Source organism: Allosphingosinicella sp. (assembly GCF_036387215.1).
GTDB lineage: Bacteria > Pseudomonadota > Alphaproteobacteria > Sphingomonadales > Sphingomonadaceae > Allosphingosinicella.
Genome location: NZ_DASVUE010000042.1, coordinates 22,831 through 45,205, shown reverse-complemented (window position 1 = coordinate 45,205; position 22,375 = coordinate 22,831). Strand labels below are relative to the sequence as shown.

Annotated in this window: 24 protein-coding genes and 2 pseudogenes; 15 read left to right on the top strand and 11 right to left on the bottom strand. The window is 67.2% G+C overall.

Features of this window, described 5'->3' with window-relative positions:
* A partial coding sequence (gene traG, locus VF662_RS02115; RefSeq protein ID WP_464137123.1) for an IncP-type conjugal transfer protein TraG occupies positions 1 to 1,497 on the top strand: 1,497 nt, incomplete at its 5' end.
* Between the two features lie 68 nt (positions 1,498 to 1,565).
* Here the strand turns inward: traG and VF662_RS02110 are convergent.
* From VF662_RS02110 to VF662_RS02100, 3 genes are all read right to left on the bottom strand, one after another.
* A complete protein-coding gene (locus VF662_RS02110; RefSeq protein ID WP_464137121.1) occupies positions 1,566 to 1,928 on the bottom strand; it encodes a hypothetical protein in 363 nt (120 codons plus the stop codon).
* Positions 1,929 to 2,041: 113 nt separating this feature from the next.
* The gene (locus VF662_RS02105) at positions 2,042 to 2,485 is read right to left on the bottom strand and encodes a hypothetical protein (RefSeq protein WP_464137119.1); all 444 of its coding nucleotides are present in this window, start codon (positions 2,483 to 2,485) and stop codon (positions 2,042 to 2,044) included.
* 234 nt (positions 2,486 to 2,719) lie between these two features.
* Entirely contained in the window at positions 2,720 to 3,439 is a 720-nt protein-coding gene (locus VF662_RS02100; RefSeq protein ID WP_464137117.1) for a hypothetical protein, read from the bottom strand.
* A 548-nt stretch (positions 3,440 to 3,987) separates the two neighbouring features.
* On the opposite strand from VF662_RS02100, the gene trbB reads away from it, so the two are divergent.
* The 11 genes and pseudogenes from trbB (at position 3,988) to VF662_RS02045 (ending at position 13,310) form a co-directional block, all read left to right on the top strand.
* On the top strand, positions 3,988 to 4,986 hold the full coding sequence (gene trbB, locus VF662_RS02095) for a P-type conjugative transfer ATPase TrbB (protein ID WP_464137116.1): 999 nt from the start codon (positions 3,988 to 3,990) through the stop codon (positions 4,984 to 4,986).
* Positions 4,986 to 5,318: a TrbC/VirB2 family type IV secretion system protein gene (locus VF662_RS02090; protein WP_464137114.1), complete on the top strand. Its 333-nt coding sequence runs from the start codon at positions 4,986 to 4,988 to the stop codon at positions 5,316 to 5,318. The genes trbB and VF662_RS02090 overlap by 1 nt, the downstream gene beginning before the upstream one ends.
* Complete coding sequence (locus VF662_RS02085; protein ID WP_464137111.1) at positions 5,315 to 5,587, top strand: VirB3 family type IV secretion system protein; 273 nt, start codon at positions 5,315 to 5,317, stop codon at positions 5,585 to 5,587. The genes VF662_RS02090 and VF662_RS02085 overlap by 4 nt, the downstream gene beginning before the upstream one ends.
* A complete protein-coding gene (gene trbE, locus VF662_RS02080) occupies positions 5,581 to 8,031 on the top strand; it encodes a conjugal transfer protein TrbE (protein ID WP_464137109.1) in 2,451 nt (816 codons plus the stop codon). Before VF662_RS02085 ends, trbE begins: the two co-directional genes overlap by 7 nt.
* Complete coding sequence (gene trbJ, locus VF662_RS02075) at positions 8,028 to 8,762, top strand: P-type conjugative transfer protein TrbJ (protein ID WP_464137106.1); 735 nt, start codon at positions 8,028 to 8,030, stop codon at positions 8,760 to 8,762. Before trbE ends, trbJ begins: the two co-directional genes overlap by 4 nt.
* A 113-nt stretch (positions 8,763 to 8,875) precedes the next feature.
* Positions 8,876 to 10,182 (top strand): annotated as a pseudogene (gene trbL / locus VF662_RS02070) (P-type conjugative transfer protein TrbL).
* A 1-nt stretch (position 10,183) separates the two neighbouring features.
* Positions 10,184 to 11,009 (top strand): annotated as a pseudogene (trbF, locus tag VF662_RS02065) (conjugal transfer protein TrbF).
* Positions 11,006 to 11,869, top strand: a complete 864-nt coding sequence (gene trbG / locus VF662_RS02060; protein ID WP_464137104.1) for a P-type conjugative transfer protein TrbG — start codon at positions 11,006 to 11,008, stop codon at positions 11,867 to 11,869. Before trbF ends, trbG begins: the two are co-directional and overlap by 4 nt.
* The gene (locus tag VF662_RS02055; RefSeq protein WP_464137102.1) at positions 11,866 to 12,339 is read left to right on the top strand and encodes a hypothetical protein; all 474 of its coding nucleotides are present in this window, start codon (positions 11,866 to 11,868) and stop codon (positions 12,337 to 12,339) included. The genes trbG and VF662_RS02055 overlap by 4 nt, the downstream gene beginning before the upstream one ends.
* 171 nt (positions 12,340 to 12,510) lie before the next feature.
* Positions 12,511 to 13,089: a TraB/TrbI/VirB10 family type IV secretion system protein gene (locus VF662_RS02050; RefSeq protein ID WP_464137129.1), complete on the top strand. Its 579-nt coding sequence runs from the start codon at positions 12,511 to 12,513 to the stop codon at positions 13,087 to 13,089.
* Positions 13,077 to 13,310 carry a DUF2274 domain-containing protein gene (locus VF662_RS02045; RefSeq protein ID WP_464137101.1) on the top strand — a complete coding sequence of 78 codons (234 nt, stop codon included), beginning with the start codon at positions 13,077 to 13,079 and terminating at the stop codon, positions 13,308 to 13,310. The genes VF662_RS02050 and VF662_RS02045 overlap by 13 nt, the downstream gene beginning before the upstream one ends.
* A gap of 40 nt (positions 13,311 to 13,350) precedes the next feature.
* Here the strand turns inward: VF662_RS02045 and VF662_RS02040 are convergent, their stop codons facing one another.
* Genes VF662_RS02040 through VF662_RS02030 form a run of 3 tightly spaced genes read right to left on the bottom strand, consistent with a single transcriptional unit; the run spans position 13,351 to position 15,630 of the window.
* A complete protein-coding gene (locus VF662_RS02040; RefSeq protein WP_464137099.1) occupies positions 13,351 to 14,235 on the bottom strand; it encodes a PhzF family phenazine biosynthesis protein in 885 nt (294 codons plus the stop codon).
* 19 nt (positions 14,236 to 14,254) lie between these two features.
* A complete protein-coding gene (locus tag VF662_RS02035) occupies positions 14,255 to 14,614 on the bottom strand; it encodes a nuclear transport factor 2 family protein (protein ID WP_464137097.1) in 360 nt (119 codons plus the stop codon).
* Positions 14,611 to 15,630 carry a GlxA family transcriptional regulator gene (locus tag VF662_RS02030; RefSeq protein ID WP_464137095.1) on the bottom strand — a complete coding sequence of 340 codons (1,020 nt, stop codon included), beginning with the start codon at positions 15,628 to 15,630 and terminating at the stop codon, positions 14,611 to 14,613. The genes VF662_RS02035 and VF662_RS02030 overlap by 4 nt, the downstream gene beginning before the upstream one ends.
* A gap of 83 nt (positions 15,631 to 15,713) precedes the next feature.
* Here VF662_RS02030 and VF662_RS02025 point away from each other — a divergent pair, with 83 nt between their 5' ends.
* Positions 15,714 to 16,484 carry a thioesterase family protein gene (locus VF662_RS02025; protein ID WP_464137094.1) on the top strand — a complete coding sequence of 257 codons (771 nt, stop codon included), beginning with the start codon at positions 15,714 to 15,716 and terminating at the stop codon, positions 16,482 to 16,484.
* On the opposite strand, the gene VF662_RS02020 is transcribed toward VF662_RS02025, so the two are convergent.
* Both VF662_RS02020 and VF662_RS02015 read right to left on the bottom strand, forming a co-directional pair.
* Positions 16,478 to 16,945, bottom strand: a complete 468-nt coding sequence (locus VF662_RS02020; protein ID WP_464137092.1) for a cupin domain-containing protein — start codon at positions 16,943 to 16,945, stop codon at positions 16,478 to 16,480. The two genes, VF662_RS02025 and VF662_RS02020, sit on opposite strands and share 7 nt — an antisense overlap.
* A complete protein-coding gene (locus tag VF662_RS02015; protein ID WP_464137089.1) occupies positions 16,938 to 17,816 on the bottom strand; it encodes an NAD(P)-dependent oxidoreductase in 879 nt (292 codons plus the stop codon). Before VF662_RS02015 ends, VF662_RS02020 begins: the two co-directional genes overlap by 8 nt.
* A 56-nt stretch (positions 17,817 to 17,872) precedes the next feature.
* Here VF662_RS02015 and VF662_RS02010 point away from each other — a divergent pair, with 56 nt between their 5' ends.
* On the top strand, positions 17,873 to 18,343 hold the full coding sequence (locus VF662_RS02010; RefSeq protein WP_464137087.1) for a cupin domain-containing protein: 471 nt from the start codon (positions 17,873 to 17,875) through the stop codon (positions 18,341 to 18,343).
* Positions 18,344 to 19,384 (top strand): alpha/beta fold hydrolase, encoded by a 1,041-nt coding sequence (locus VF662_RS02005; protein ID WP_464137085.1) that lies wholly within the window; start codon positions 18,344 to 18,346, stop codon positions 19,382 to 19,384.
* Between the two features lie 24 nt (positions 19,385 to 19,408).
* Here VF662_RS02005 and VF662_RS02000 read toward each other — a convergent pair whose 3' ends face one another.
* Genes VF662_RS02000 through VF662_RS01990 form a run of 3 tightly spaced genes read right to left on the bottom strand, consistent with a single transcriptional unit; the run spans position 19,409 to position 22,273 of the window.
* Positions 19,409 to 20,851 carry a pyridoxal phosphate-dependent decarboxylase family protein gene (locus VF662_RS02000; RefSeq protein ID WP_464137083.1) on the bottom strand — a complete coding sequence of 481 codons (1,443 nt, stop codon included), beginning with the start codon at positions 20,849 to 20,851 and terminating at the stop codon, positions 19,409 to 19,411.
* Positions 20,852 to 20,906: 55 nt separating this feature from the next.
* Complete coding sequence (locus tag VF662_RS01995) at positions 20,907 to 21,866, bottom strand: EamA family transporter (protein ID WP_464137079.1); 960 nt, start codon at positions 21,864 to 21,866, stop codon at positions 20,907 to 20,909.
* Complete coding sequence (locus VF662_RS01990; RefSeq protein ID WP_464137077.1) at positions 21,863 to 22,273, bottom strand: DsbA family protein; 411 nt, start codon at positions 22,271 to 22,273, stop codon at positions 21,863 to 21,865. Before VF662_RS01990 ends, VF662_RS01995 begins: the two co-directional genes overlap by 4 nt.
* Positions 22,274 to 22,375: the final 102 nt, after the last annotated feature.

Below are 22,375 nucleotides of genomic sequence, written 5' to 3'. Positions count from 1 at the left end.
ATCCTGATCGTGTTCGCGATCATCGCGCTGGGTGTCTGGGGGGCCACGCAATGGGCGGCGGCGATGCTGGCCTATCAGCCGGAGCTCGGCCGTCCGTGGTTCGAGCTGCGCGGCATTCCGCTCTACCGGCCTTGGTCGCTCGGCGAGCATGAGGTGCGCGACGTCCAGAATATAGCGGACATCCTCGTCGACCCCGAAGGCGGGCTCGAGCGGCGCAACCATTGGGAGAAGACGAGCCACTCTTTGCTCGTCGGCGCCATTCTCCACATCCTCTACGCCGAGGAGGAGAAGACCCTCGCGCGGGTGGCCGCCTTCCTGTCGGACCCGGAGCGGAGCTTCGTCGCCACCCTCCGCGTAATGATGACCACAAGCCATCTCGGACCGCCCAAGGCTCCGCGGGTCCATCCCGTCGTCGCCTCGGCCGCGCGGGAGCTCCTCAACAAGTCCGAGAACGAGCGATCGGGCGTGCTCTCGAACGCCATGTCCTTTCTGGGGCTCTACCGGGATCCCACCGTGGCGCGGGTCACGTCCGCCTGCGACTGGCGTATTGCCGACCTTCTGGAAGCGGAGCGGCCGGTGTCGTTGTACCTGGTGGTACCGCCGTCGGACATCTCCCGGACAAAGCCGCTCGTCCGGCTCATCCTCAACCAGATCGGCCGCCGCCTCACCGAGCGGCTGCAGGACGAACGGACGGCTAGGCGCCAGCTCCTCATGATGCTGGACGAGTTCCCCGCCCTCGGCCGGCTCGACTTTTTCGAGACCGCGCTTGCCTTCATGGCCGGCTACGGCGTCCGCGCCTTCCTGATCGCCCAGTCATTGAACCAGATCGTCAAGGCCTATGGCGAGAACAACGCCATTCTTGACAACTGCCACGTCCGCATCGCCTTCGCGACCAACGATGAGCGGACGGCGAAGCGCATCTCGGATGCGCTGGGCACGGCGACCGAGCAACGCGCGATGCGCAACTATGCCGGGCACCGGCTGGCGCCCTGGCTCGCCCATGTCATGGTCAGCCGCCAGGAGACGGCGCGCCCGCTCCTGACCCCGGGCGAGGTGATGCAGCTTCCGCCGGCCGACGAGCTTGTCCTCGTCTCCGGGCTTCCGCCCATTCGCGCGAACAAGCTTCGTTACTATGAGGAACGGAACTTCGCGCCGCGCCTGCTGCCCGCGCCCGCCATTGCGCCCGACACGGTGGACGCGCCGCCGCCGCGCCCTCACGACTGGGTCGGGTTCGTCTGCTCCGGACCGGCGGCGCCCGCCGGCGGAGGCGAAGCCGGCAGCGAAGGCGGCCTTCAGCAGGCGCGCCAGCCGGCTCTGCCTTCCCGGCGCCGCCCGAGGCCACCGGCGCCCGAGCAGCTCGAGCTGCTCGAGCCGGTCGACGACGACCTCCACGGTGCCGGCTTCGCCGGACCGCTCCGCCCGCTGGCGCCGGTGCTCGCCGCTCATGCCGTCAATGAAGGATCGGGTCGCGGCGATGACCTGGTGCCTAGCTTCTGAGGCGCTCGGGCACGGCCCGCTAAATGCATTGGCCTGGTTCGGCCGGTCGCAAGGCCGACCGGCAGGTGTCAATCGAGATTGTACCAATCCCCCGGGTCGATCCCGTTCCTGACCTGCCCGGGCCTGAGCTCCAGAGGCACCGGCAGATGGGATGTGCATTCCACGCTGAGGCCGCAGAGAACGGCTTCGGTATAATAAGCCTTGTATCCCGGCATTTCCGAGGTGGTCGCATAAACATGGTAACGGCCGGCCGGCACCTCGAGGCGATAGGTCCGCTTCCCTTTGCTGTCATGGAACCTGGCGTTGCAGCTCAAGGCGCCGGAGGAAAGGAGCTCGGCGCAGACCCGCAGGTCTTGAGGAAGATAATCGCTCGGGTAGCTGAGTTCGCCTGAGAGTTGCGCAGGAGCAGGTTCCGCGATGGTCGTGTCCACCGGCGCCGCGTCTTTTCCGCCATCGCAGGCGGCGAGCATGATCGAGAAGGCGATGATTGCTTCAAGGCGGGCCCTGGCAGAAACAAACGGCAGCGCAGGGACTCGCCCACCGGTCACAGGCAGCCTTCCACGTACTGGATGCTCGCACCGCCTACACCTATTGCGCTGACGCGTCCGTCGTTGATGCTGAACTTGATGCCGTTGCCGCCGGGCGCCTTGTAGAAGAGCTTCTTGTCGGGCGGTTCCGAGTATATGTCCGGCTCCTCGTGCAGTTTGGGATAAGCGCGCCTGACCGCCGCTTCCGGATCACCGAGGCCGACTCCCCGGTCGGTGACGAAGCGGGGAGCCCGCCCTTCGCCGTCACCTTCTCCGGTTCCCACACCGATCGAAGTTATGATCCCATTTTCCACGAACACGGACAGATTGTCGGGAGCTCCGTCGAGTTCGTAGATATTGCAGGCCTTCAGTTGGTCGGGCTCGTCCGCGAAGGCCTCGTCATAATGGCCGGGGCGCCGGAGCGAGAAGCCCGACGCGCGCATCGCAGCAGTCACGCTCATGCCCGCACGGATGCCCGCCCAGCCGTGCGGAACCAAGATCTGGCACGTGGCGCCCATGCAGGGGAACGTATCTGCCTGGTCTTGCGAAGCCGGCTTCGGGTTACCCACTGGCTTAGGAGGTGCTTTCGACTTCGCCGGCTCTTCCGAGGGGAGGGTTGTGTCCACCGCCTGGGGAGCCTGGTCGCACGCGGCGCAGGCGAGAAGGAGCGCGGAAAGTGCGACGCGAGGCGACATTCAGCCAGCCGCGCCGGGATCGTTCAGCGAAGCAGCTGCGGGTTCCGCAGGTTGCGTTCGAACCAGCCTCAGGTGGCGCTCGACGCGCACGAACAGGAAATAAAAGGCAATGGCGATGAAGAGGAGGAAAGCCTGGGCCGCCCGCTCTATCCACATCCATGCGCTTGCGGAGGCAGCGGCCCGCTCCTGTTCGAGCTGCCCCAGCCGGCCGACGAATGATTGATGATGCCACTGAAGGAGTTCCAGGACCCGATCCCGGGAGAGAGGTCGACCCGTCGACCCTGCCAACTCACCCGCGAGGTCAAGGACCGCCTTGTCATAAGAGTGCTGATGCCCATCGGGAACCGTGAGCCAGAGCTCGTTCAACTGCTGCACCAGCTCGTCCCTGGTTATGGTGCGCCGATCCCGCCGATTAAGGTATTGAGCGAAGCTCGCGGCTGCCTGTTCGATTGAGGGGCTCACCGCCATCGTGGCCCTGGTCTGCTCAGGCCCCGTACCCGCCGGCACGTCGCCAGCCACTTCGGCCGCCAGCTTCTTCTCAGCCACGAACTCGGCAAGGCGACCCGCTTCTGCATCCAAGGTCGACGAAAGCAGGCTTTTGCTTCCGTTGAAGATGCCGGCGGCGAGCGCGGAAGCGGCTGCGAGAAGGGCCAATCCGGCAACCACCACAATGGCGACACGCAGAACGTTCAGATAGGTTTCTTCCAGTCTTGCCAGCATGTCATCCCCGCCTTTTACGCAAGACTGCTTACTTCCGGTGCCGCTGGCAAGATGGGCAAACCCGCTCGCCATCTGCCGGCAATCCGAAGCAGCGCCCGAGGGCACGACCACTCCGACGGGAACGGCGCTCCCGGGGATACGATCAAGTTCGGCGGCCGCTTATCCCGGCCGGCATCTCAAACCCGCTGAGCCCTCACGGGAGGTCAACGCGCAGCCGGTCGACGCCATTTCGGCAAGGTTTTTCCGGCTTCTGCCGAGGGCGGGAAGCGCGTGCCGTGAAACGGACGTTCGTGCGTCGGAGAGGTCGTAGAGCCGACTCGCGGCCATGACCCATCCCTCTGTCTCCCGGCGGAATGCTGCGTGGGGGAGCAAGAGCGAATGAGTTTGACACATACCGGCCGTCGCCTCGGCGGCCACGCGAAGTTCAGGCGCTCATTCGCACTCCACGCCGAGCGCCTCCGGCGGATCGTCCGCTGCTCCGGCAATGATCCCCGCAGCTTGCCTGCGCGCCTTCACCGGACTGCGGTCCGAGCACGGATGTCGATCGCATGAGCGTCGATGAAGCCGCCGAGCGCCGCCGTGCGATGCTGCGCACCGCCATGGGCCCGGCCATCGCCGATGCGCTTGCGGATCCGCTGGTGGTCGAGGTGATGGTCAATCCCGACGGCCTGATCCGGCTCGACCGTCTGGGGGAGGGGAGGACGGAAACCGGCCGGATGCTTGAGCCGGCGCAGGTGGAGCCAATCATACGCCTCGTCGCCAGCCAGGCCCGCCATGAGGTGCATGCCGGCTCACCGATCGTCAGCGCGGAGCTCCCGGCCCGCGGCGACGGGCTGGCGGGCGAGCGCTTCGAGGGTGTCCTGCCGCCGGTTGCGCCCGGGCCCTGCTTCTCGATCCGCAAGCCCGCCGCGCGGATCTATACCCTGCTCGACTATGTCCGCGACGGCGTCATGAGCGCCGAGGCGGCGCGCCTGCTCAGCCTCGCCGCCTCCGGCCGCCGCAACATACTGATCGCGGGCGGCACCAGCTCGGGCAAGACAACCCTCGCCAACGCGCTGCTCGCCGAAGTGGCGGCCCTGGGCGAGCGCGTCATCCTCATCGAGGACACCCGCGAGCTCCAGTCGGCCGCGCCCGACACGGTGGCGCTTAGAACCCGCCCGGGCGTGGTCACAATGGCGGACCTCGTGCGCTCGACGCTACGCCTCAGGCCGGACCGGATCATCGTGGGCGAAGTCCGCGGCGGCGAGGCACTCGACATGCTGAAGGCCTGGAATACCGGGCATCCGGGCGGGATCGCCACGGTCCACGCGAACAGCGCGCTCAGCGCGCTCTACCGGCTCGAGCAGCTCATCCAGGAGGCGGTCGTCACGGTGCCGCGCCGGCTGGTCGCCGAGGCGATCGACCTCGTGCTCTTCATCTCCGGCCGTGGCTCCGCCCGCCGGCTCGACACGATCCTCAGCGTCGCCGGGCTGGACGATGCCGGAGACTATTCGACGGCCGTCCTCGCCCCGGACGATCCCGACCACCACTCCAAGGAGACACTCTGATGCGCTTCACACCCGTCTGCATTCCGCGCCGGGCGCGGCCGCTGTTCGCCGCCGGTCTGGGCCTCCTCGTGGCGGCGCAGGCACAGGCAGCGGGCTCCGGGATGCCATGGGAGGAGCCGCTTCAGAAGGTGCTGGAGTCGGTCCAGGGGCCGGTCGCGAAGATCGTAGCGGTGATCATCATCATCACCACCGGCCTTACGCTCGCCTTCGGCGAGACGGCTGGGGGCTTTCGCAAGCTCATCCAGATCATCTTCGGCCTCTCCATCGCCTTCGCCGCTTCGTCCTTCTTCCTCCCCTTCTTCAGCTTCGGCGGCGGAGCGCTGATCGCATGACGGGCGGCAACGCGCATTTAGAGGGTTACGAGGCGCCGCTCCACCGCGCCCTCGTCGAGCCCATTCTCCTCGGCGGGGCACCGCGCGGCGTTGCGATCCTGAACGGCACCCTCGCCGCTGCCCTGGGGCTTGGCCTCCAGCAGTGGATCGCGGGCCTCGCCGTCTGGGCGCTGGGCCATAGCCTCGCGGTATTCGCGGCAAGGCGCGATCCCGATTTCGCGCCGGTGCTGGTCCGTCACCTGCGTCAGCGGGGGCATCTCTCATGCTGAAGCTTGGCGAGTATCGGAGTCGTGCCGACCGGCTCACCGATCATCTTCCCTGGGCGGCGCTGGTCGCTCCGGGGGTGGTCCTGAACAAGGACGGGAGCTTCCAGCGCACCTTCCGGTTCTGCGGCCCCGACCTCGAGAGCGCGACCGAGGCCGAGCTGGTCTCGACGGCGGCGCGGGTCAACAATGTCCTTCGCCGGTTCGGCTCGGGCTGGGCCCTGTTCTTCGAAGCCGAGCGGGTGGAGGCGCTGGGTTATGCGGAAAGCCGCTTCCCGGACGCCGCCTCCTGGCTCGTGGACAAGGAGCGGCAGGCGGGGTTCGAAGGCCAACGGGATCATTTCGAGAGCCGCTATCATCTGACCCTGCTGTGGCTGCCGCCGGCGGACAGCCAGGCGGGCCCGGAGCGCGCACTGGTTGAGCGCGGTGGCCACGCGAAGGGACGGGACTGGCGCGAGGCGCTCGCTTCGTTCGTGGCGGAGACCGACCGCGCGCTCGACCTTTTCTCGGGCTTCATGCCCGAGGTGCGGGCGCTCGGCCACGCAGAGACGCTGACCTTCCTCCACAACGCGGTGTCGGAAAAGCGCCATACCGTCGCCGTCCCGGAGACGCCGGTCTATCTCGACGCGATCCTCGCCGACACGCCGCTCACCGGCGGCCTCGAGCCGATGGTGGGTGACCGGCACCTTCGCACCGTGACCCTGCTCGGCTTTCCGGGCATGAGCCGGCCCGGGATCCTCGACGCGCTCAATCATCAGGATTTCGCCTATCGCTGGGTGACGCGCTTCATCGCGCTCGACAGGACCGATGCCGCGCACGCCCTCACGAAACTGAGGCGCCAGTGGTTCAACAAGAGGAAGTCGGTGACCGCGCTGCTGCGCGAGGTCATCTACAACCAGCCGGTCCAGCTCACCGACAGCGACGCCGACAACAAGGTCGTCGACGCCGACCTCGCCCTGCAGGCGCTCGGGCAGGACTATGTCGCCTTCGGCTACCTGACGGCGACGATCACCGTGACGGGCGCAACGGCAGCCTCCGCCGACGAGAAGGTCCGCGCGGTCGAGCGGGTGGTGAACGGGCTCGGCTTCACGGCAAGGCGCGAGCGTCTGAATGCGGTCGAAGCATGGCTATCGAGCCTTCCCGGGCACGTCTACGCGAATGTGCGGCAGCCGCTCGTCCACACATTGAACCTGGCGCACCTGATGCCCTTGTCCTCGGTATGGGCTGGTCCGGTGCGGAACGAGCATCTGGACGGGCCGCCCTTGCTGTTCGCCCGGACGAGCGGATCGACACCATTCCGGCTGTCGACGCATGTCGGCGATGTCGGGCACATGCTCGTCCTCGGGCCCACGGGCGCCGGAAAGTCGGTGCTGCTGGCGCTGCTGGCAATGCAGTTCCGCCGCTATCCGAGCGCGCGCATCTACATGTTCGACAAGGGCTGGTCCGCGCGCGCGGCCGTGCTCGCCTGCGGCGGCACTCACCACGCTCTCGGCGGGGGCGGGGCAGGGGAGGGCGCGCTCGCCTTCCAGCCGCTCCGGCGGGTCGATGAGACGGGGCAGAGGAGTTGGGCGGCCGAATGGATCGCCGCTCTCCTCGAGCATGAGAAGGTGCGGGTCACGCCCGAGGTCAAGGACGCGGTGTGGACCGCACTCCTCAGCCTTGCCAGCGCGCCCGCTGAAGAGCGGACGCTCACGGGCCTGTCGCTGCTCCTCCAGTCCAACGCGCTCCGGGCGGCGCTCCTTCCCTACACCCTGGAAGGACCCTTCGGAGCGCTGCTGGACGCCGCGGAGGACCGGCTGGCGATCGACGACATGCAATGCTTCGAGACCGAGACCCTGATGGGGCAGGGGAGCGCCGTCCTGCCGGTGCTCACCTATCTCTTCCACCGCCTGGAGGAGCGGTTCGACGGGTCGCCGACCCTCCTCGTCCTCGACGAGGCCTGGCTGTTCCTCGACAATCACCTGTTCGCCGCGCGCATCCGCGAATGGTTGAAGGTCCTCCGCAAGAAGAATGTGGCGGTCGTGTTCGCCACGCAGTCCCTGGCGGACATCTCGGAGAGCAGCATCGCGCCGGCAGTCATCGAGAGCTGTCCGCAGCGCATCTTCCTTCCCAATGACCGGGCGATCGAGCCGCAGGCGCGCGCCGCCTATGAGAGCTTCGGCCTCAACGAGCGACAGGTCGAGCTGGTCGCGCGCGCCACGCCCAAGCGCGACTATTACCTCCAGTCCCGGCGCGGCAACCGGCTTTTCGATCTCGGTCTCGGCCGGATCGGGCTCGCCTTCTGCGGTGCTTCGGATCCCGCCGCGCAGCGGCTTATCGACGCGATCCTCGCCGAGCACGGCCCGGCAGATTTCGCGCGCCGCTTCCTCGGAGCTCGGGATCTCGCCTGGGCCGCTGCGGCGCTCGACGACTTCCCGGAACCCACCACCCCTGAAGGAGACCCGACATGAAACGAACTTCACATGCGCTCGCGCTCACCATGGCGGCAAGCTGTGTCACCGCCGGCTCGGTCGTGTTGCCGGCGGCCCCCGCTTCCGCATCCCTGCCGGTGTTCGATCCGACCAATTATGCGCAGAACCTCCTTCAGGCGGCGCGCGCGCTCGAGCAGGTCAACAACCAGATCCAGTCGCTCCAGAACGAAGCGGCGATGCTCCGGAACATGGGCAGGAACCTCGAGCGGATCGACTTTCCCCAGCTGGAGCGGGTGAAGGGCGCTCTCCAGCGGATCGACGGTCTGATGAGCGAGGCGCAGGCGATCGACTTCAGGGCGGATCAGCTTGACCGGCGGTTCCGGGCGATGTTCCCGGGCGCGGCGGGCGAGGCGCTGAGGTCGGACCGGCGCATCGCTGCGGCGCGGGCCCGGCTCGACGGAGCTCTGGAGGGCTTCCGGCACAGCATGGCCGTTCAGGCGCAGGTCGTGGAGAATGTCCGGGAGGATGCGGCCGTGCTGGCCGAGCTCGCGGAGCGGAGCCAAAGCGCGGTCGGCAGTCTCCAGGCCGCCCAGGCGACCAACCAGCTACTCGCGCTTGGCCTCAAGCAGCAGTTCCAGCTCCAGACTTTGATGGCCTCGGAGTTCAGGAGCCAGGGCTTTGAGCGGGCCCGCCGCGCGCAGGCCGAGCACGACGCTCGCGCGGCAGCTCGCCGCTTCCTCGGATCCGGCCGCGCCTACTCCCCCCGATAGGCGCGACACCGGATGGGCGGCGGCGAACCGCGCCGGCGCCCGCCGCGGGGCTTCCATGTCCCCCCTGAGGGGGCCCCGCGGCATCTCTTCCATACCGATCTGGACGATCTTCGATGGGCGACCTCAACGTGATCGACCGCTTCATGGCGGCGTTCATCCAGTATATCGACAGCGGCTTCGGCCTGCTGGGCGGGGACGTCGCCTTCCTGACGACGGTTCTCGTCGGCATCGACATCACGCTTGCCGGCCTGTTCTGGGCGATGGGCGGCGAGGACGACGTCATCGGCCGCTTCCTCAGGAAGATCCTCTATGTCGGCGCGTTCGCGCTGATCCTCGGCAATTTCTCAACGCTGGCCGACATCATCTTCCGCTCCTTTGCGGGCCTCGGCATTACCGCGGGCGGCGGCACGATGAGCGCCGACGATCTCCTGCGTCCGGGGCACCTCGCCGGCACCGGTTTCGAAGCGGCCTGGCCTCTGCTCGATCAGGCCAGCGAGATGATGGGCTTCACCAGCTTCTTCGACAATTTCCTGACGATCATCATCCTGCTGATCGCTGGCTGTTCGTGATCGTCGCCTTCTTCGTGCTGGCGATCCAGCTCTTCATCACGATCCTCGAGTTCAAGCTGACGGCGCTCGCCGGCTTCGTGCTGGTGCCCTTCGCGCTCTGGGGCCGCACCAGCTTTCTGGCCGAGCGCGTGCTCGGCAACGTCATCTCGTCCGGCATCAAGGTCATGGTTCTTGCCGTCATCGTCGGCATCGGCTCCGGCTTCTTTGAGGACTTCGTCGGCGCCCTCAACGGGCAGGAACCCGAGATCGGGCAGGCGATGAGCCTCGTGCTTGCGAGCCTTGCCTTGTTCGGGCTCGGCATCTTCGGTCCCGGGATCGCCTCCGGCCTTGTTGCCGGGGCGCCGCAGCTCGGCGCGGGAGCGGCGGTCGGCACGGCTGCAGCCGCCGCCGGGACCGTCGCACTGGGCGGCGGCGCCGCGATCGGCGGCGCGCGCGCCCTCGGGGGCGCGGGCCTGGGCGCGATCCGAGCCGGCACCTCGATGGGAAGCGCCGCTTCGACCGCCTACCGGCTGGGCCAGGAGACATCGGGTTCATCGAGCGTCTCCGCCGGCCTCGGCGGCATGGCATCGGCGGGCGCCGCCGCAGCGCGCGACAAGCTCAGGAGCGTCGGCGGCATCGCGGCGGCGGCCGAAAGCGGTCAGCGCGCCGCTTTCCTTGCCGGCGCCACGAGGAGCGGCGGCAGTGGGAGTGGTGCGCGGGCGGGTGCGGCGGATGCAGCGCCGCAATGGGCGCGGCAGCTGCGCGCCGAGCAGACGAGCCGCCATCGCCGGCACATGGCGCTCCAGACTGTCCGCGAGGGCGACCGCGGCGGCGCCGGCGCCACCCCCGACATCAAGGAAAGAGAGGACTGACATGAAGTTCAGGCGTGCGGTTCAGCGCTACGGGCGGACGCCCGAGCCGGAGACGCCCTACCAGCGTGCGGGGCAGGTCTGGGACGAGCGGATCGGCTCCGCGCGCGTCCAGGCGCGCAACTGGCGGCTGATGGCCTTCGGCGGCCTCCTCCTTTCCACCGGCCTCTCCGGCGGTCTGCTCTGGCAGTCGATGCAGGGCCGGGTCGTGCCCTATGTGGTCGAGGTGGACCGCCTGAGAGGCGAGGGCGGTGGCTCCTGCAGACGAGGCGTACCGGCCGACCTACCCGCAGATTGCGTGGCATCTCGGCCGCTTCATCGCGAACGTCCGCTCGGTCTCGCTGGACCCGGTGCTTATGCGGCAGAACTGGCTCTCCGCCTATGACTTCGCGACCGCGCGCGGAGCATTGTTCCTCGGCGACCATGCTCGTGCGGCCATGCCTTTCGCGGAGGTCGGCCGCCGGACCGTCTCGGTGCAGGTGACGAGCGTCGTCCGCGCTTCGGAGCGCTCCTTCCAGGTCAAATGGACCGAGAGCGAATATGAGCGAGGCAGCCTTTCCGGCACCTCCCGCTGGACGGCAATCCTCTCCATCGTCATGCGCCCTCCGACAAGCGCAGAGACGCTGCGCCGGAACCCGCTCGGCGTCTATGTCGATGCGGTCGACTGGGCACGTGAGATCGAGGTTCCGGCGCCCGCGGCGCCTCGGGGACCGCCGGAGCTGCCTTCCGCCCCGCCTTCGCGTTCGCTGCCGCTCGGGTCTCCGCTTGACCCGGACCTCGGCGGGCCCGCGGCAGATGCTCTTCCTCCCGTTGAAAGGTCCTCCCGATGAACCGGCCCCTATGCACTGCAGCCACCTGTCTGCTCCTCCTTGGCGCCTCCGCGGCCGAGGCGGGGGACAGGACGGGGAAAACGTCGGCAGCCTCGCGGGTGGAGGCGGCGAACCGCGCCGCCGTACGCGAGCCCAGCCGCCGCGACTACGTCAACGCGGTGCAGGTCTATCCTTGGACTGAAGGGGCGCTCTACCGCCTCTACGCGGCGCCGGAGCGGGTCAGCGACATCGCCCTTCAGCCCGGCGAGGCTCTGATCTCCGTCGCTGCGGGTGATACCGTGCGCTGGGTGATCGGCGACACCACCAGCGGTTCGGGCGCCACGCGCCGGGCGCACATCCTGGTGAAGCCGTCCGCACCCGGGCTCAGGACCAACCTCGTCGTGAGCACCGACCGGCGCGTCTACCATCTCCAGCTCGAGAGCAATGCGCGCGATTCCATGGCAGGCATCTCCTGGACCTACCCGGAAGATGCGCTGCTCGCACTTCGGCGGTCTGACGCGGCCGCCGAGGCTGCCATGCCCTTCGTCGAGGAAGTGGCGATGGAGCGGCTCAACTTCGGCCATTCGATCAGCGGCGACCGGCCGCCCTGGCGGCCGCTCCGCGCCTTCGACGACGGCCGGCAGGTCTTCATCCAGTTTCCCGAGACGATCGGGCGAGGGGAAGCGCCGCCCCTGTTCGTTCTCGGCGACAGCGGAAAGATCGAGCTGGTGAACTACCGCATGCGCGGGGCCTATTATGTCGTTGACCGACTTTTCGGTTCGGCGGAGCTGCGCCTTGGCGAGAAGAAGCAGCAGAAGGTCCGCATCGTCCGCGACGGCGGTTCGCCGGCCGGCACGCGCCGGCGGGGGAGGGCGTCGTGAACGACGACACGGCTCCCACGCCCGAAACGCCCGCGGCGCCTTCGAAGATCGATCCGGAGACGCTCGTCCTCAGAGGGACCCCGCGGCCGGTGGTCCGGTTCCGGCGCGGTCTCGTCATCGGGATTGCCGGGCTGGTCTCGGCCTGCCTCGTGGCGGTCACCTGGCTTGCTCTCGAGCCGCCGAGCTTCCGGCTCGCAGCCGGCGATGAAAGGGGAGAGCCTCTGGGGAAAGCAGCGCCCGATGCGCTTGCCAACGCTCCAGCGACATATGGGGACGTTCCCCGGCTCGGTCCGCCGCTGCCCGGAGACCTCGGGCGGCCGATCCTCGAGCATCAGCGCGAACTTGAGGCGGGCCGCGAGAATTCAGGCAGGGGCTCGTCGGATGCTGGCGCGGAGCGGGTGCGAACGGCGGCGGAAACGGAGCGCCAGCGGCTGCTGGCCGAAAGGGTGGCCGCGCGCTCCTCCCAGTGATCGTCCAGCTCGCGTACACCAACCCCGCCCGACCCGAATCCGGCGCCGCAGTCGGCGGCGCGCACAGCGGACGGCAGAGCAGCGAGCACGAAACTCACCGGGGCGGTCCCGGACGCAAAGCCGGCGGCGGAGCTCGCGGCGGCGCAGCGCGGCAGCCCGGTTCGGGCCGGGCTGCGCCCTGCTCGCTCACCCCGGACCCTGAGCGCGGGGACGGTCATCCCGGCGAGCCTCATCACCGGGCTCAACTCGGACCTTCCCGGGATGGTCGTCGCGCAGGTGAGCGAGAATGTCCGCGACAGCGCCACCGGCCGGACCGTGCTGGTCCCACAGGGCTCGCGGCTTATCGGAAGCTATGACAAACAGGTCGCCTTCGGACAGCGCCGCGCCCTGCTTGTCTGGCAGCGGATCGTCTTCCCGGACGGATCTTCAATCGACCTCGACAACGGGCCCGCGACCGACCTTTCGGGCTATGCCGGGGTCGAGGACCGGGTGGACTTCCACACCTGGAGCCTGCTCAAGGGCATCGCTCTGTCTACGCTTCTCGGTGTTGGAACCGAACTCAGCCTGGGAAATGGCGAGAGCGACCTCCTCCGGGCGGTTCGCGAGGCGACGCAGCAGAATGCCGCCCGAGCCGGCGATCGGATCACCGCCCGCAATCTCGACGTGCAGCCGACTCTCACTGTCCGCCCCGGCTGGCCGCTTCGAGCGGTCATCCACAAGGACCTTGTCCTGCCACCTTGGAAAGGCTGACGATTCCCGAGCTCAAACTGCCGAAGCTGCCGGACCGGACGCCGGTGAGGATCACGATCAGCATCTCGCCGGAGTTGAACCGCGCGCTGACCGACTATGCGACGCTCTACCATGAGGCCTACGGGCAGCCCGAGCCGACTCACGAAATCGTGCCGGCGATGCTCGCGAGCTTTCTTGAAAGCGATCGGGCTTTCGCGCGCCGCCGGCGGCAGGGCAGCTGATTGGAACAGTCGGGAGTAGCACACGGGATCTACGATCCGGTCAGATGATGACTGAACCTCGGAACACATCGACGCATCGTCCACCGACGCTGGCGCGCACCCCATCCTCCGAGCGCCACGCGCGAAGCGAGAGGTGGCTCTTCCGCCCCATCTCCACCCCCTGCGTCGAGGAATATGCCACCGAACTTGCCCCGGAGAGATGGAGCCGGAGCGCCGCGAGGGTGGCGTTTGCACTGCCAGTCGCCGGATCCTCCCAGGTTCCCGCAAGCGGCGCAAACATGCGTGCTCGTACGTCGTTCCCGTTTCGCGCGTATGCGAAGATCGAGAGCCGCCCCTCGAATGCCGGCCAGCTTAGGGCGAGACGGCGGAACGCAAGCAGATCCGGCGTAGCATTCGTTAATGCCTCGGACTCAAGGGCGACAAACACGAAATCGACCCCGGTGCTCGCGCGGAGCGGGGGGTGGCCGGTTGTCAGGACCTGTGCCGGTTCAAGCGAGAGGCATGCCGCGACCCCTTCCGCCGGCAGCTCCCCAAGCAGGCTCAGTGGCTGCGGCGCGTCGATCTCCGCGCCAATGACCACTCCAGCCTCTTCTGCAACGCGCACTTCGACCAGACCGGCCTGCTCCTCGAAGCACAGCGTTGAACCCGGTGCGAGTCCATGGCGCGCAAGGACGTAGCCGGTGCCGACGTTGGGATGGCCTGCGAATGGCATTTCCGCACTGCGGTTGAAGATCCGCACCTGAGCCGTGTTGCGCTTATCGGCAGGAGGCAGGACGAAACTCGTCTCGCTGTAATTGAGCTCGGCGGCGAGCGCCTGCATCGTGGCATCGTCGATGCCTTCCGCCGCCGGGAAGACAGCAAGGGGATTGCCTCCGAAGCGACGCTTCGTGAAGACATCCACCGTGAAATACTCATAGCCTTCCAACGCGACTCTCCCTGCCTCCTCAGGCGACATAATGGCAGAGGATTCGTGTCGCCCTGCCGGCACCGTCGAGCTCGATGCATTCCATCGCAACTCGATCGCCGAGGTTCGTATGATAGCGGATACAGAGGCCGCGGGAGCCTTCTGCCACCTCCAGGAGGGTGAATCGCAGCTCCGGATAGCGGCTTAGCGCCGTCTCAAAGTAGCGCCGCAGCGCGGCGATGCCACGAAGCTCGTCGGTTTGACCCTGCGTGAACTGCAGGTAAAGTGGCGAGATGAGTTCCACCTCGTCCGAATAATGAGACATGATGCGCTCGACATCGTGCGCATTGAAGGCATCGATCCAGTCGTTGGCGAAAACCCTCAGGTCGAGTGCGTTCATGACCTCGTCTCCATTTGTGGAACCACGCCGAAGGATCGCGGAGCCAAGGCGGCATCCGCGACGCGGGCTCTGACCCGCAGGTCCTTCGGCCCGAGGCCGGAGCGTCGGCGGATGAGGACCCGGAGGCTCGACGAATCCGCATAGCCGACTCGAAAGGCGATCTCTTCGAAGGGGAGCGTCGTCGACTCCAGAAGCTCGACTGCGCGTTCGACCCGGAGCTGCTGAAGGAACTGGATGGGCGACAGGCCGGTTGCGGCCGTCACCCGCCTGGCGAAGGTTCGCGGAGACTGCCCGACTGCACGTGCCAGATCCTTCACGCTTATGTCCTCGCCCAGCCGATGCCTCGCCCAGGAAGCGGCCTTGGCGACGCTCTCGCTGGAGGCGGCCAGCAGTCCGATAGCCATGTAGGGGGTTTGGGAGTGGCGTTCGTCGAGCACCATCTTGCGGGCGCACAGGTCCGCGATCTGCGCGCCCGCATAGCGGGCCACCATACCCACCATCAGGTCCATCTGGGCCATTGCGGCGCCGGCTGTCGTGCAGCGCCCGTCCGTCAGCACAAGTTCTGCAGTATCGAGGCGCACCTTCGGGAACATCTCCTTGAAGACCGGAGCAAGCCACCACGCGGTGGTTGCTCGATGGCCATCCAGGAGGCCGCTGGCGGCAACGAGCAGCGTGCCCGTGCACGAACCGGCGACATGCGCTCCGCCAGCGCCGGCGGCTTCGATCAGTGCCCGGCCGTCCAGAGCGTCGGGCTCGGAAAGCCGCTCATGATACTTCTCGGCCTTGGACAGGCCCTGGGCCGGAACGATCATCAGTTCGGGCGCGCCGTGATCCGCTTCCGGAAAAGCAAGGAAGGGCCGGAAAAGATGCGCCCCCGAACCTCGTAGCTGGACGGCAAAGGCTGCCGGACGGCTTGCATTGAGACAGGCCCGGTTGGCCATTGCAAGCACGTCGATGGTGAGGGTGACGCTGGAAGCGAGCGCTCCCTCCAGCGCAAGCACGGTTACCGGCAGCATGGCGGGGATACCTCCTTGCATGGCAAGACCGCCACTGGACGGGAGGGGCCCTGCCGAAGCAGTGTTATGGCGAATGGCGGCCTATGGTTCTCGATAGCTCGATTTTTCGTCACCTCAACAGCGGCCTCTATGAGGCGACCGCTGCCGCCGCAGGACCTTGGAGTGCGACGCACTGCCACGGGGGCGCTCCCGCAGCCCTCCTCGCAGCAGCCCTGGAGGATCTTCCCCTCAAGGTGCCGATGGACCTCGCCCGCTTCACGATCGACCTGGTGCGGCCGGTCCCGATCTCGACGCCTCTGCGCATCAAGATCGATGAAGGCCGACAGGGCAGCAGGGTGCAACTCGTCACCGCCGACCTTCTGGCGGGAGGTGTCCTGCTGGCGACAGCGAGTGGCCTTAGGGTGCGGAGCGTGGATCCCAATTCGAGCCTGCCCATGCGCCCGCCGCCCGACGTTGCCCGCCATCAATCCATGCCCGGGGGCTTTTCCGCCGAGTTCACGATTGTGCCGGTCAGTGGCGGGTTTGGCCGGCTGGGTCCGGCGAGCGTCTGGTTTCGGCTCGGCTCCTCCCTTGTCGCTGGCGCCGATACCTCGCCGGTCGCGCGGTGCATCGCGGCTGCCGATTTCGGGAGCGGGGTCGCTCATGAGCTCAGCTTCGAGGCATGGGAATTCCCATCGCTCGACCTGACAGTGAGCCTGGCACGGCCGCCTAATGGTAGCTGGACCCTGCTCGAATCGCGCTGGCTGCGTGCACAGGGTGGCCGGACCAGCTGTCTCAGCAGCCTGTCCGACCTGCAGGGTCCGTTCGGCACCGCGATCCAGACAGTCCTCATCGAGCCGCGGCGGAATCAATAAGGTGCCCCGTCCTTGTGGGTGAAGTGCCAACCGCTTTCGCTACGGGAGGCGACAAGGTCATCATCGGGATATTCGGCGCCGTCGCCCGGCTGTCTATCCCCGATCTCAAGGTAGATTGCGGGGGCGTCAGACCGGTTGATGAGGTGGTGGGCGAGGGCGCCGTGCCGGAACCCGGCGCACATGCCGGCACTGAGCACCGTCTCACCCTCGTCATGAGCCAGGACCAGCTCACCCGACAGGATGAAGACGAATTCGTCCTGCACGATGTGCCGGTGCTTGAGAGCTGACTGGGCTCCGGGCTCAAGCGTGGTCAGGTTCACGCCGAAGCTTTCGATCCCGAACAAGTCACCAAGCGGCCGCTTGTAGCGACCTGCTACCCGCGCCGCGAATTCGGGCGGGTAGTTCGTCGTGCTCCGTCCGGGTGCGTCGGTCGCCACCAGGGCCCGGTGTGGTTCATTCAAGTCCTAGGCCCTCCATTCCGTACGCGGTGCACACGGCCGCCATATCCAGCTTCGCGTTTCCGGCGCCGAGGGTGGAATCAAAACGCTTTCGTGCCTCGTCCAGCATTGGCGCCTCAATCGCGGCAGACGCTGCTGCCGCTGCGACGAGGGCTGCATTCTTGCAGACGTCCCGGATCGCAGCCTCGGGCGCAAAGTCGCCGCTCATCATCTTGCCGAGCTTGGCGCGCGAGACCTCGCTGCCGAGCGGCCCCTGGTCGATCACCCGCTCAAAGACATGTGCGGCCAGTCCAAGCTTCCGAGAAAGTGCAGCTGCTTCGGCGAGCGCGGCTACAGAGGCGATGAGGTACAGGTTCACCGCAAGCTTGCACGCCATAGCCGTTGGCACTGCCCCCGTCGGAATGACCTGGCGGCACATCGGGGCGATCAGCGGCAGCGCGGCTTTCACCGCCAGTGGTTCGCCCGCGACCATGGCGACCAGGGCTCCCGCCTCTGCGGGCCCGCGGGAACCCGAGACCGGTGCCTCGACGAAAAGACCACCGACCCGTCTGACGTCGCGCTCCAGCGCCTCGGACCAGGCGAGGGAGTGGGTGCCCATGTTGACGATGAGTTTTCCGTCGACGCGTTGGCCGAAGTCCGAGGTTCCGCGGCCAAGCACCTCGTCAGCCGCCGCGTCATTCGCGAGCATGAGGATGATTGCATCGCACGCCCCGAAGAAGGTCGCAGGCTCGGAATGAACCTGGGCGCCGGCCTTGCGCATGCGCTCCCTTGCCGGGGCGGAGCGGTTGTAGACGGCAAGCGCCGGCCACGTCGACAGCAGGTTCCCCGCCATTGGCCCACCCATCAGACCCAAACCCGCGAATCCCAGCCTCATGCAGTCGATCTAAAAGAAGTCGTTCAGGGGAAACAGTGGCAAACCCGCCCGGAACCATGGCGATCCTGCCACCGCTGGGTGGCGAATTCTTCCCGTTGTCTGGCCAATTAGGCGCTGGTGCTTCAGTGCTCGCTCGGCATGCTATGTCGAGGAGAACAGACGTGACGAACATGCCGAGGAAAATCAGCCTTGCCGACAGCCTTGCCGCGTTCGACGACGTCGGGGCCCCCAAGATCATCGCGCGCTACAACGACAACGAAGTGCGGCTGGTGAAAACGAAAGGGGAGTGGGTCTGGCACAAGCATGAGGAGACAGATGAGCTCTTCCTCATTCTCGGAGGGGAGTTTGAGATGGCGTTTCGCGATCACGTCCTGACGCTCCTGCCCGGGGACCTGCTTGTCGTGCCGAAGGGGGTTGAGCACCGTCCCGCCACCCGCAAGGGATTGGTGAAGCTGCTGCTGATCGACCCGAATGGCACTCCGAACACAGGCGATCGAGCCAACGCCACCGAAGCAGTGGAGCTCTAGATGCGAATTCGATTTCTGGCTGGGGCCGCACTCTTTTTGAGCGCGGGCGCCTCCGCCGAGGGTCCGGACATCAAGAGCCTCGAAGCCTACGTCCATCCTCAGCAGCGGGTGGAGGTCGCGCCGGGGAGGGCGCTTAATCTCGTCTGCATGGGCTCCGGCCAGCGGACGGTGCTGTTCGAGGCGGGGGGCAGCGACTGGTCGGTGATCTGGGCTCTGGTTCAGCCGGAGGTGGCGCGGCACGCCCGCGCCTGCGCTTATGATCGCGCGGGCCTCGGCTACAGCGATCCCGGGCCTGGCGCGCGTTCGCCAATTGCCATCGTCGAGGACATGCACGCGATGGTGGTGGCCGCCGGGCTCAAGCGGCCGCTGGTTGTCGTCGGCCATTCGCTTGGCGGCTTCAACGCGAAGCTCTATGCCGCTCTCTACCCGGATGAGGTGGCGGGGCTGGTGCTGGTCGACCCGGCGGAGGAGCGCGATTGGGAGCGCACCGGGCCGATGCTGGAGAAGAAGTTTGGAAGGTCGCTCGCAGCGAAAGCGGAGCTGCTCGACCGATCCTTCAGGACGGATCTCACGGCGCGCTACGCCCGGTGCCGCGATGCGGTGGTGGGCGCCCCTCTGGACCCGAATTCGACCACCTATCGCCGCTGCTCAGACGCACCGCGGGCTCAACTCGGGCCGGTGATCGCGGCCGAACGTCAGCGGATTCAGGTGACGGCTGCATATCAGAAGGCGCAGGCGAGCGAGATCATCGACAGCATCTACGGCGGTGCCGGGAGCGACGCGGTCTACTCACGTCTGTTTCGGTCGGGGATGATGGGTCGAAAGCCGGTGATCGTCCTCACGCACGGGCAGTTCGACCCGGAGGATCCGCTGGACGTGCTTGGCCAGGAGCAGGGGCTGGCGGTGCACCGGGAGACGGCGCGGCTTTCCGCCGTCGGGCTGCAACGCACTGTCCCCGACAGCGGCCACAACTTCCCTGTTGAAAAACCCGAGGTCGTCATCTCGGCGGTGAAGGAGGTGCTGACGCGGGTGGGGCAATAGCGATGTGGCAAAAGCCGCTGGGCTTCAGGCTGCTCTCGGGGGCTCGCCGCCAAGCTCGCAAACAGCCTGCTCGGCCGCCGCGACAGCCCGGTCGACGTCCGCCTCGGATGTGCGCCAGTTGCAGACGGATATCCGCATTGCTCGCATTCCTCTCCAGCTGGTGCCGGTGAAGAAGGCCTCCCCTGAAGCGTTGATCTTCTCGATGACCGCCTCCGTGCGTCTGTCGTGCATCGCCTGCGATGCGTCCGGATCGCTGCTCAGGAAGCGCACCAGCCCCTGGTTGATCGCCGGTTTCCAGAGGAGTTCCGCACCGGGTAGCGCGCCTATCCGCCGGGCAATATCGCTGGCGGCCTTGCAGTTTCTTTCGAGAAGCTCCGCCAGGCCCTGCCGGCCAAGCTGGCGCAGCGCCGCGTAAACCGGGAATGCGCGCGCACGCCGCGACCATTCCGCGGTCCAGTCCATCGCGTCGCGCCCATCCTCCGCGTGCGTGAGATAGCTCGCACGGGTCGCCATAGACCGCCGGTGCGGCTCGGGGTGAGCGATGATCGCAACGCCGCTGTCATATGGCACGTTCAACCACTTGTGGCAGTCGGTTGCCCAGGAATCGGCCTGGGCGACGCCTTCTAGGAGATGGCGGTGCCTGGGACTGGCGGCGAGCCAGAGACCGAAGGCTCCATCCACGTGCACCCAGGCGCCTCTCCCACGGGCGATTGGGATCAACGCCTCGAAATCGTCGAAGGCCCCCATGTTAAGGTCACCCGCCTGCAGCAGCACGATGGTGGGCGCGTCGGAGGCGAGTTGCTTCTCGAGATCGGCTTGCCGCATCCGTCCCGCCGCGTCCGCAGGCACGGTCATTATCGAGGCTCGTCCGAGACCCAGGAGCCTGGCCGCGCGCTCAACGGAGCCGTGGACCTGATCGGTGCTAAGGATCCGGACGACAGGGCCTCCGGCCAGTCCTCGCTCGTCGGCGTCCCATCCCCGCCTCGCTAGCAGTTCGCTTCGCGCCGCAGCGAGGCACGTTGCATGCGCCATCTGGCATCCAGTCGTGAAGGCGAAACTCGCCGCGCCGGGAAGGCCGAGAAGTTCCTTCACCCAGCCTGCGGCAACCTCCTCGACGGCGGCAGCAGCCGGCCCCGTGGCGACGGAAGCAGCATTCTGGTCCCAGGTGGAGACCAGCCAGTCGGCGGCAAGCGCTGCGGGAAGTGCGCCCCCGATCACCCAGCCGAAGAAGCGCCCGCCGGCCGATCCGAGGTGACCGCCGGCGGTGGCCTCGATAAGTGATGCTATTACCGTTTCCGGATTGAGCCCGCTATGGGGGAGAGCCCCGCCCAGCGCCTGCCTAACGTCGTCAAGGTCCCGAACCGACGCGACGGACGCTCCCTCAAGCCCCTCCAGATATGAGAGCGACTCCCGGTAGGCGCGCCCGAGCGCCGCTCCCACATCCTGCCTCGCCGTTCCATGCGTCATGCTCGTCTTCCTTCCTGCTCAGCGAAGTTCTGGCCTTGACGTAGCTGGGCTAATCTCAGCCGCCGTCCTGGTTCCTGCTTTCAAAATGACGGTCCTGGGGCCCTGAGGAGCGCCCGAAGCGCGGGGCGAGCGAGTTGATCATGAGTCCCGCAACGACCAGTGCCGCAGCCGTCAGCTTCCAAGCCTGCATCGGCTCACGCAGAAGCAGGGCCGAGGCGGACATTCCGAATACCGGAACGAGCAGGGCTGTCGGGGTGATGAGCGCGGCAGGGTGCCGGGAGAGCAGCCAGGCCCAGGCGGCATAGCCGAACAGGGTGTTGCCCACCGATTGCCACAGCAGCGCAGACCAGGCGGCCGGGGTGGCCGCAACGAGGCTGTTGCCGATGCGCATGGGCCCCTCCACGACCAGCGAGAGGGCAGCGAGCGGCGGAAAGGCGAACAGGCTGCTCCAGACGACGAACGGGAGCATCGGCACCTTGCCGGCGCTCCTTGCGACCTGGTTGCCGCAGGCCCAGCTGAGCGCGGCCAGGAGCACCAGAACAAGCCCGAGGGATGCCGAAGCGCCTTCGCTCCGGGCCGCGATCAGGCCCAGACCGACCAGGCAGAGAAGGAGGGCTATCACCTGGGTCGGTCTGATCCGCTCCCTTGCCAGAACTATCGAGAGCGCGATCGTGAAAAAGACCTGAGCCTGGATCACCAGCGACGCCAGTCCGGGGGCAAACCCGTGGGTGAGGGCAATATAGAGCAGCCCGAACTGGCCCACACCAATGAAGAGGCCATAGAGGATAGTGAACCGCCAGGGCAGAGCCGGCCGCGGCAGGAAGAAGATTGCTGGGATTGCGGCGAAGAGAAATCTCAGCGCCGCAAAGAGGAAGGGCGGGAAGTGCCGGAGGCCATGATGAATGACGACAAAGTTGGTACCCCAGACCGCAACAACCGCGCAGGCCAGCAGCAGGTGGGTCAGTGGAAGACCGCCCGTGGTGGCCGGCAGGGGAGAGGAGGGCGCCCTCATCATGCCACCCGCTGGGCCGGGTGACGAGCAAAGGCCCAGAGCAGTGCCTCCTCAAGCCGGTCGTCACCCCAGAAAAGCTCGTCGCCCGCGGCGAACGTCGGGGCACCGAATACGCTAAGGTCCTCGGCCTCGGCCGTCCATGCTCTCAGCAGGCCCTTGCACCCGCTCGAGCGGGCCTCCCTCAGCACCCGAAGAGGATCGAAGCCCGCGTCGCGAATGGCTCTGGCGACGAGCGCGCTCGACAGGTCCTTCCCACGTTCGGAACCTGATCGGGGTATCAGGGTCGTCCGTTGCTCGACCTTCAGAGCGTGACCCCGAAGACAGGCCCTTCGGCGCGGGCCTCTTGCGACGGCAGTCCGTAATGACGGGTCCATGAAAAGGCCGTAGAAGAAAGTCGGCAGGTCGCTCATGCTCGGCTTCTCGCGCTGCGGCTCGGCACCGGCAACTCACCGGCCGGTCTACATCGGCCGACAGCAAAACGGGCTCATTCTACACCCCAGAGTGAATTGCAC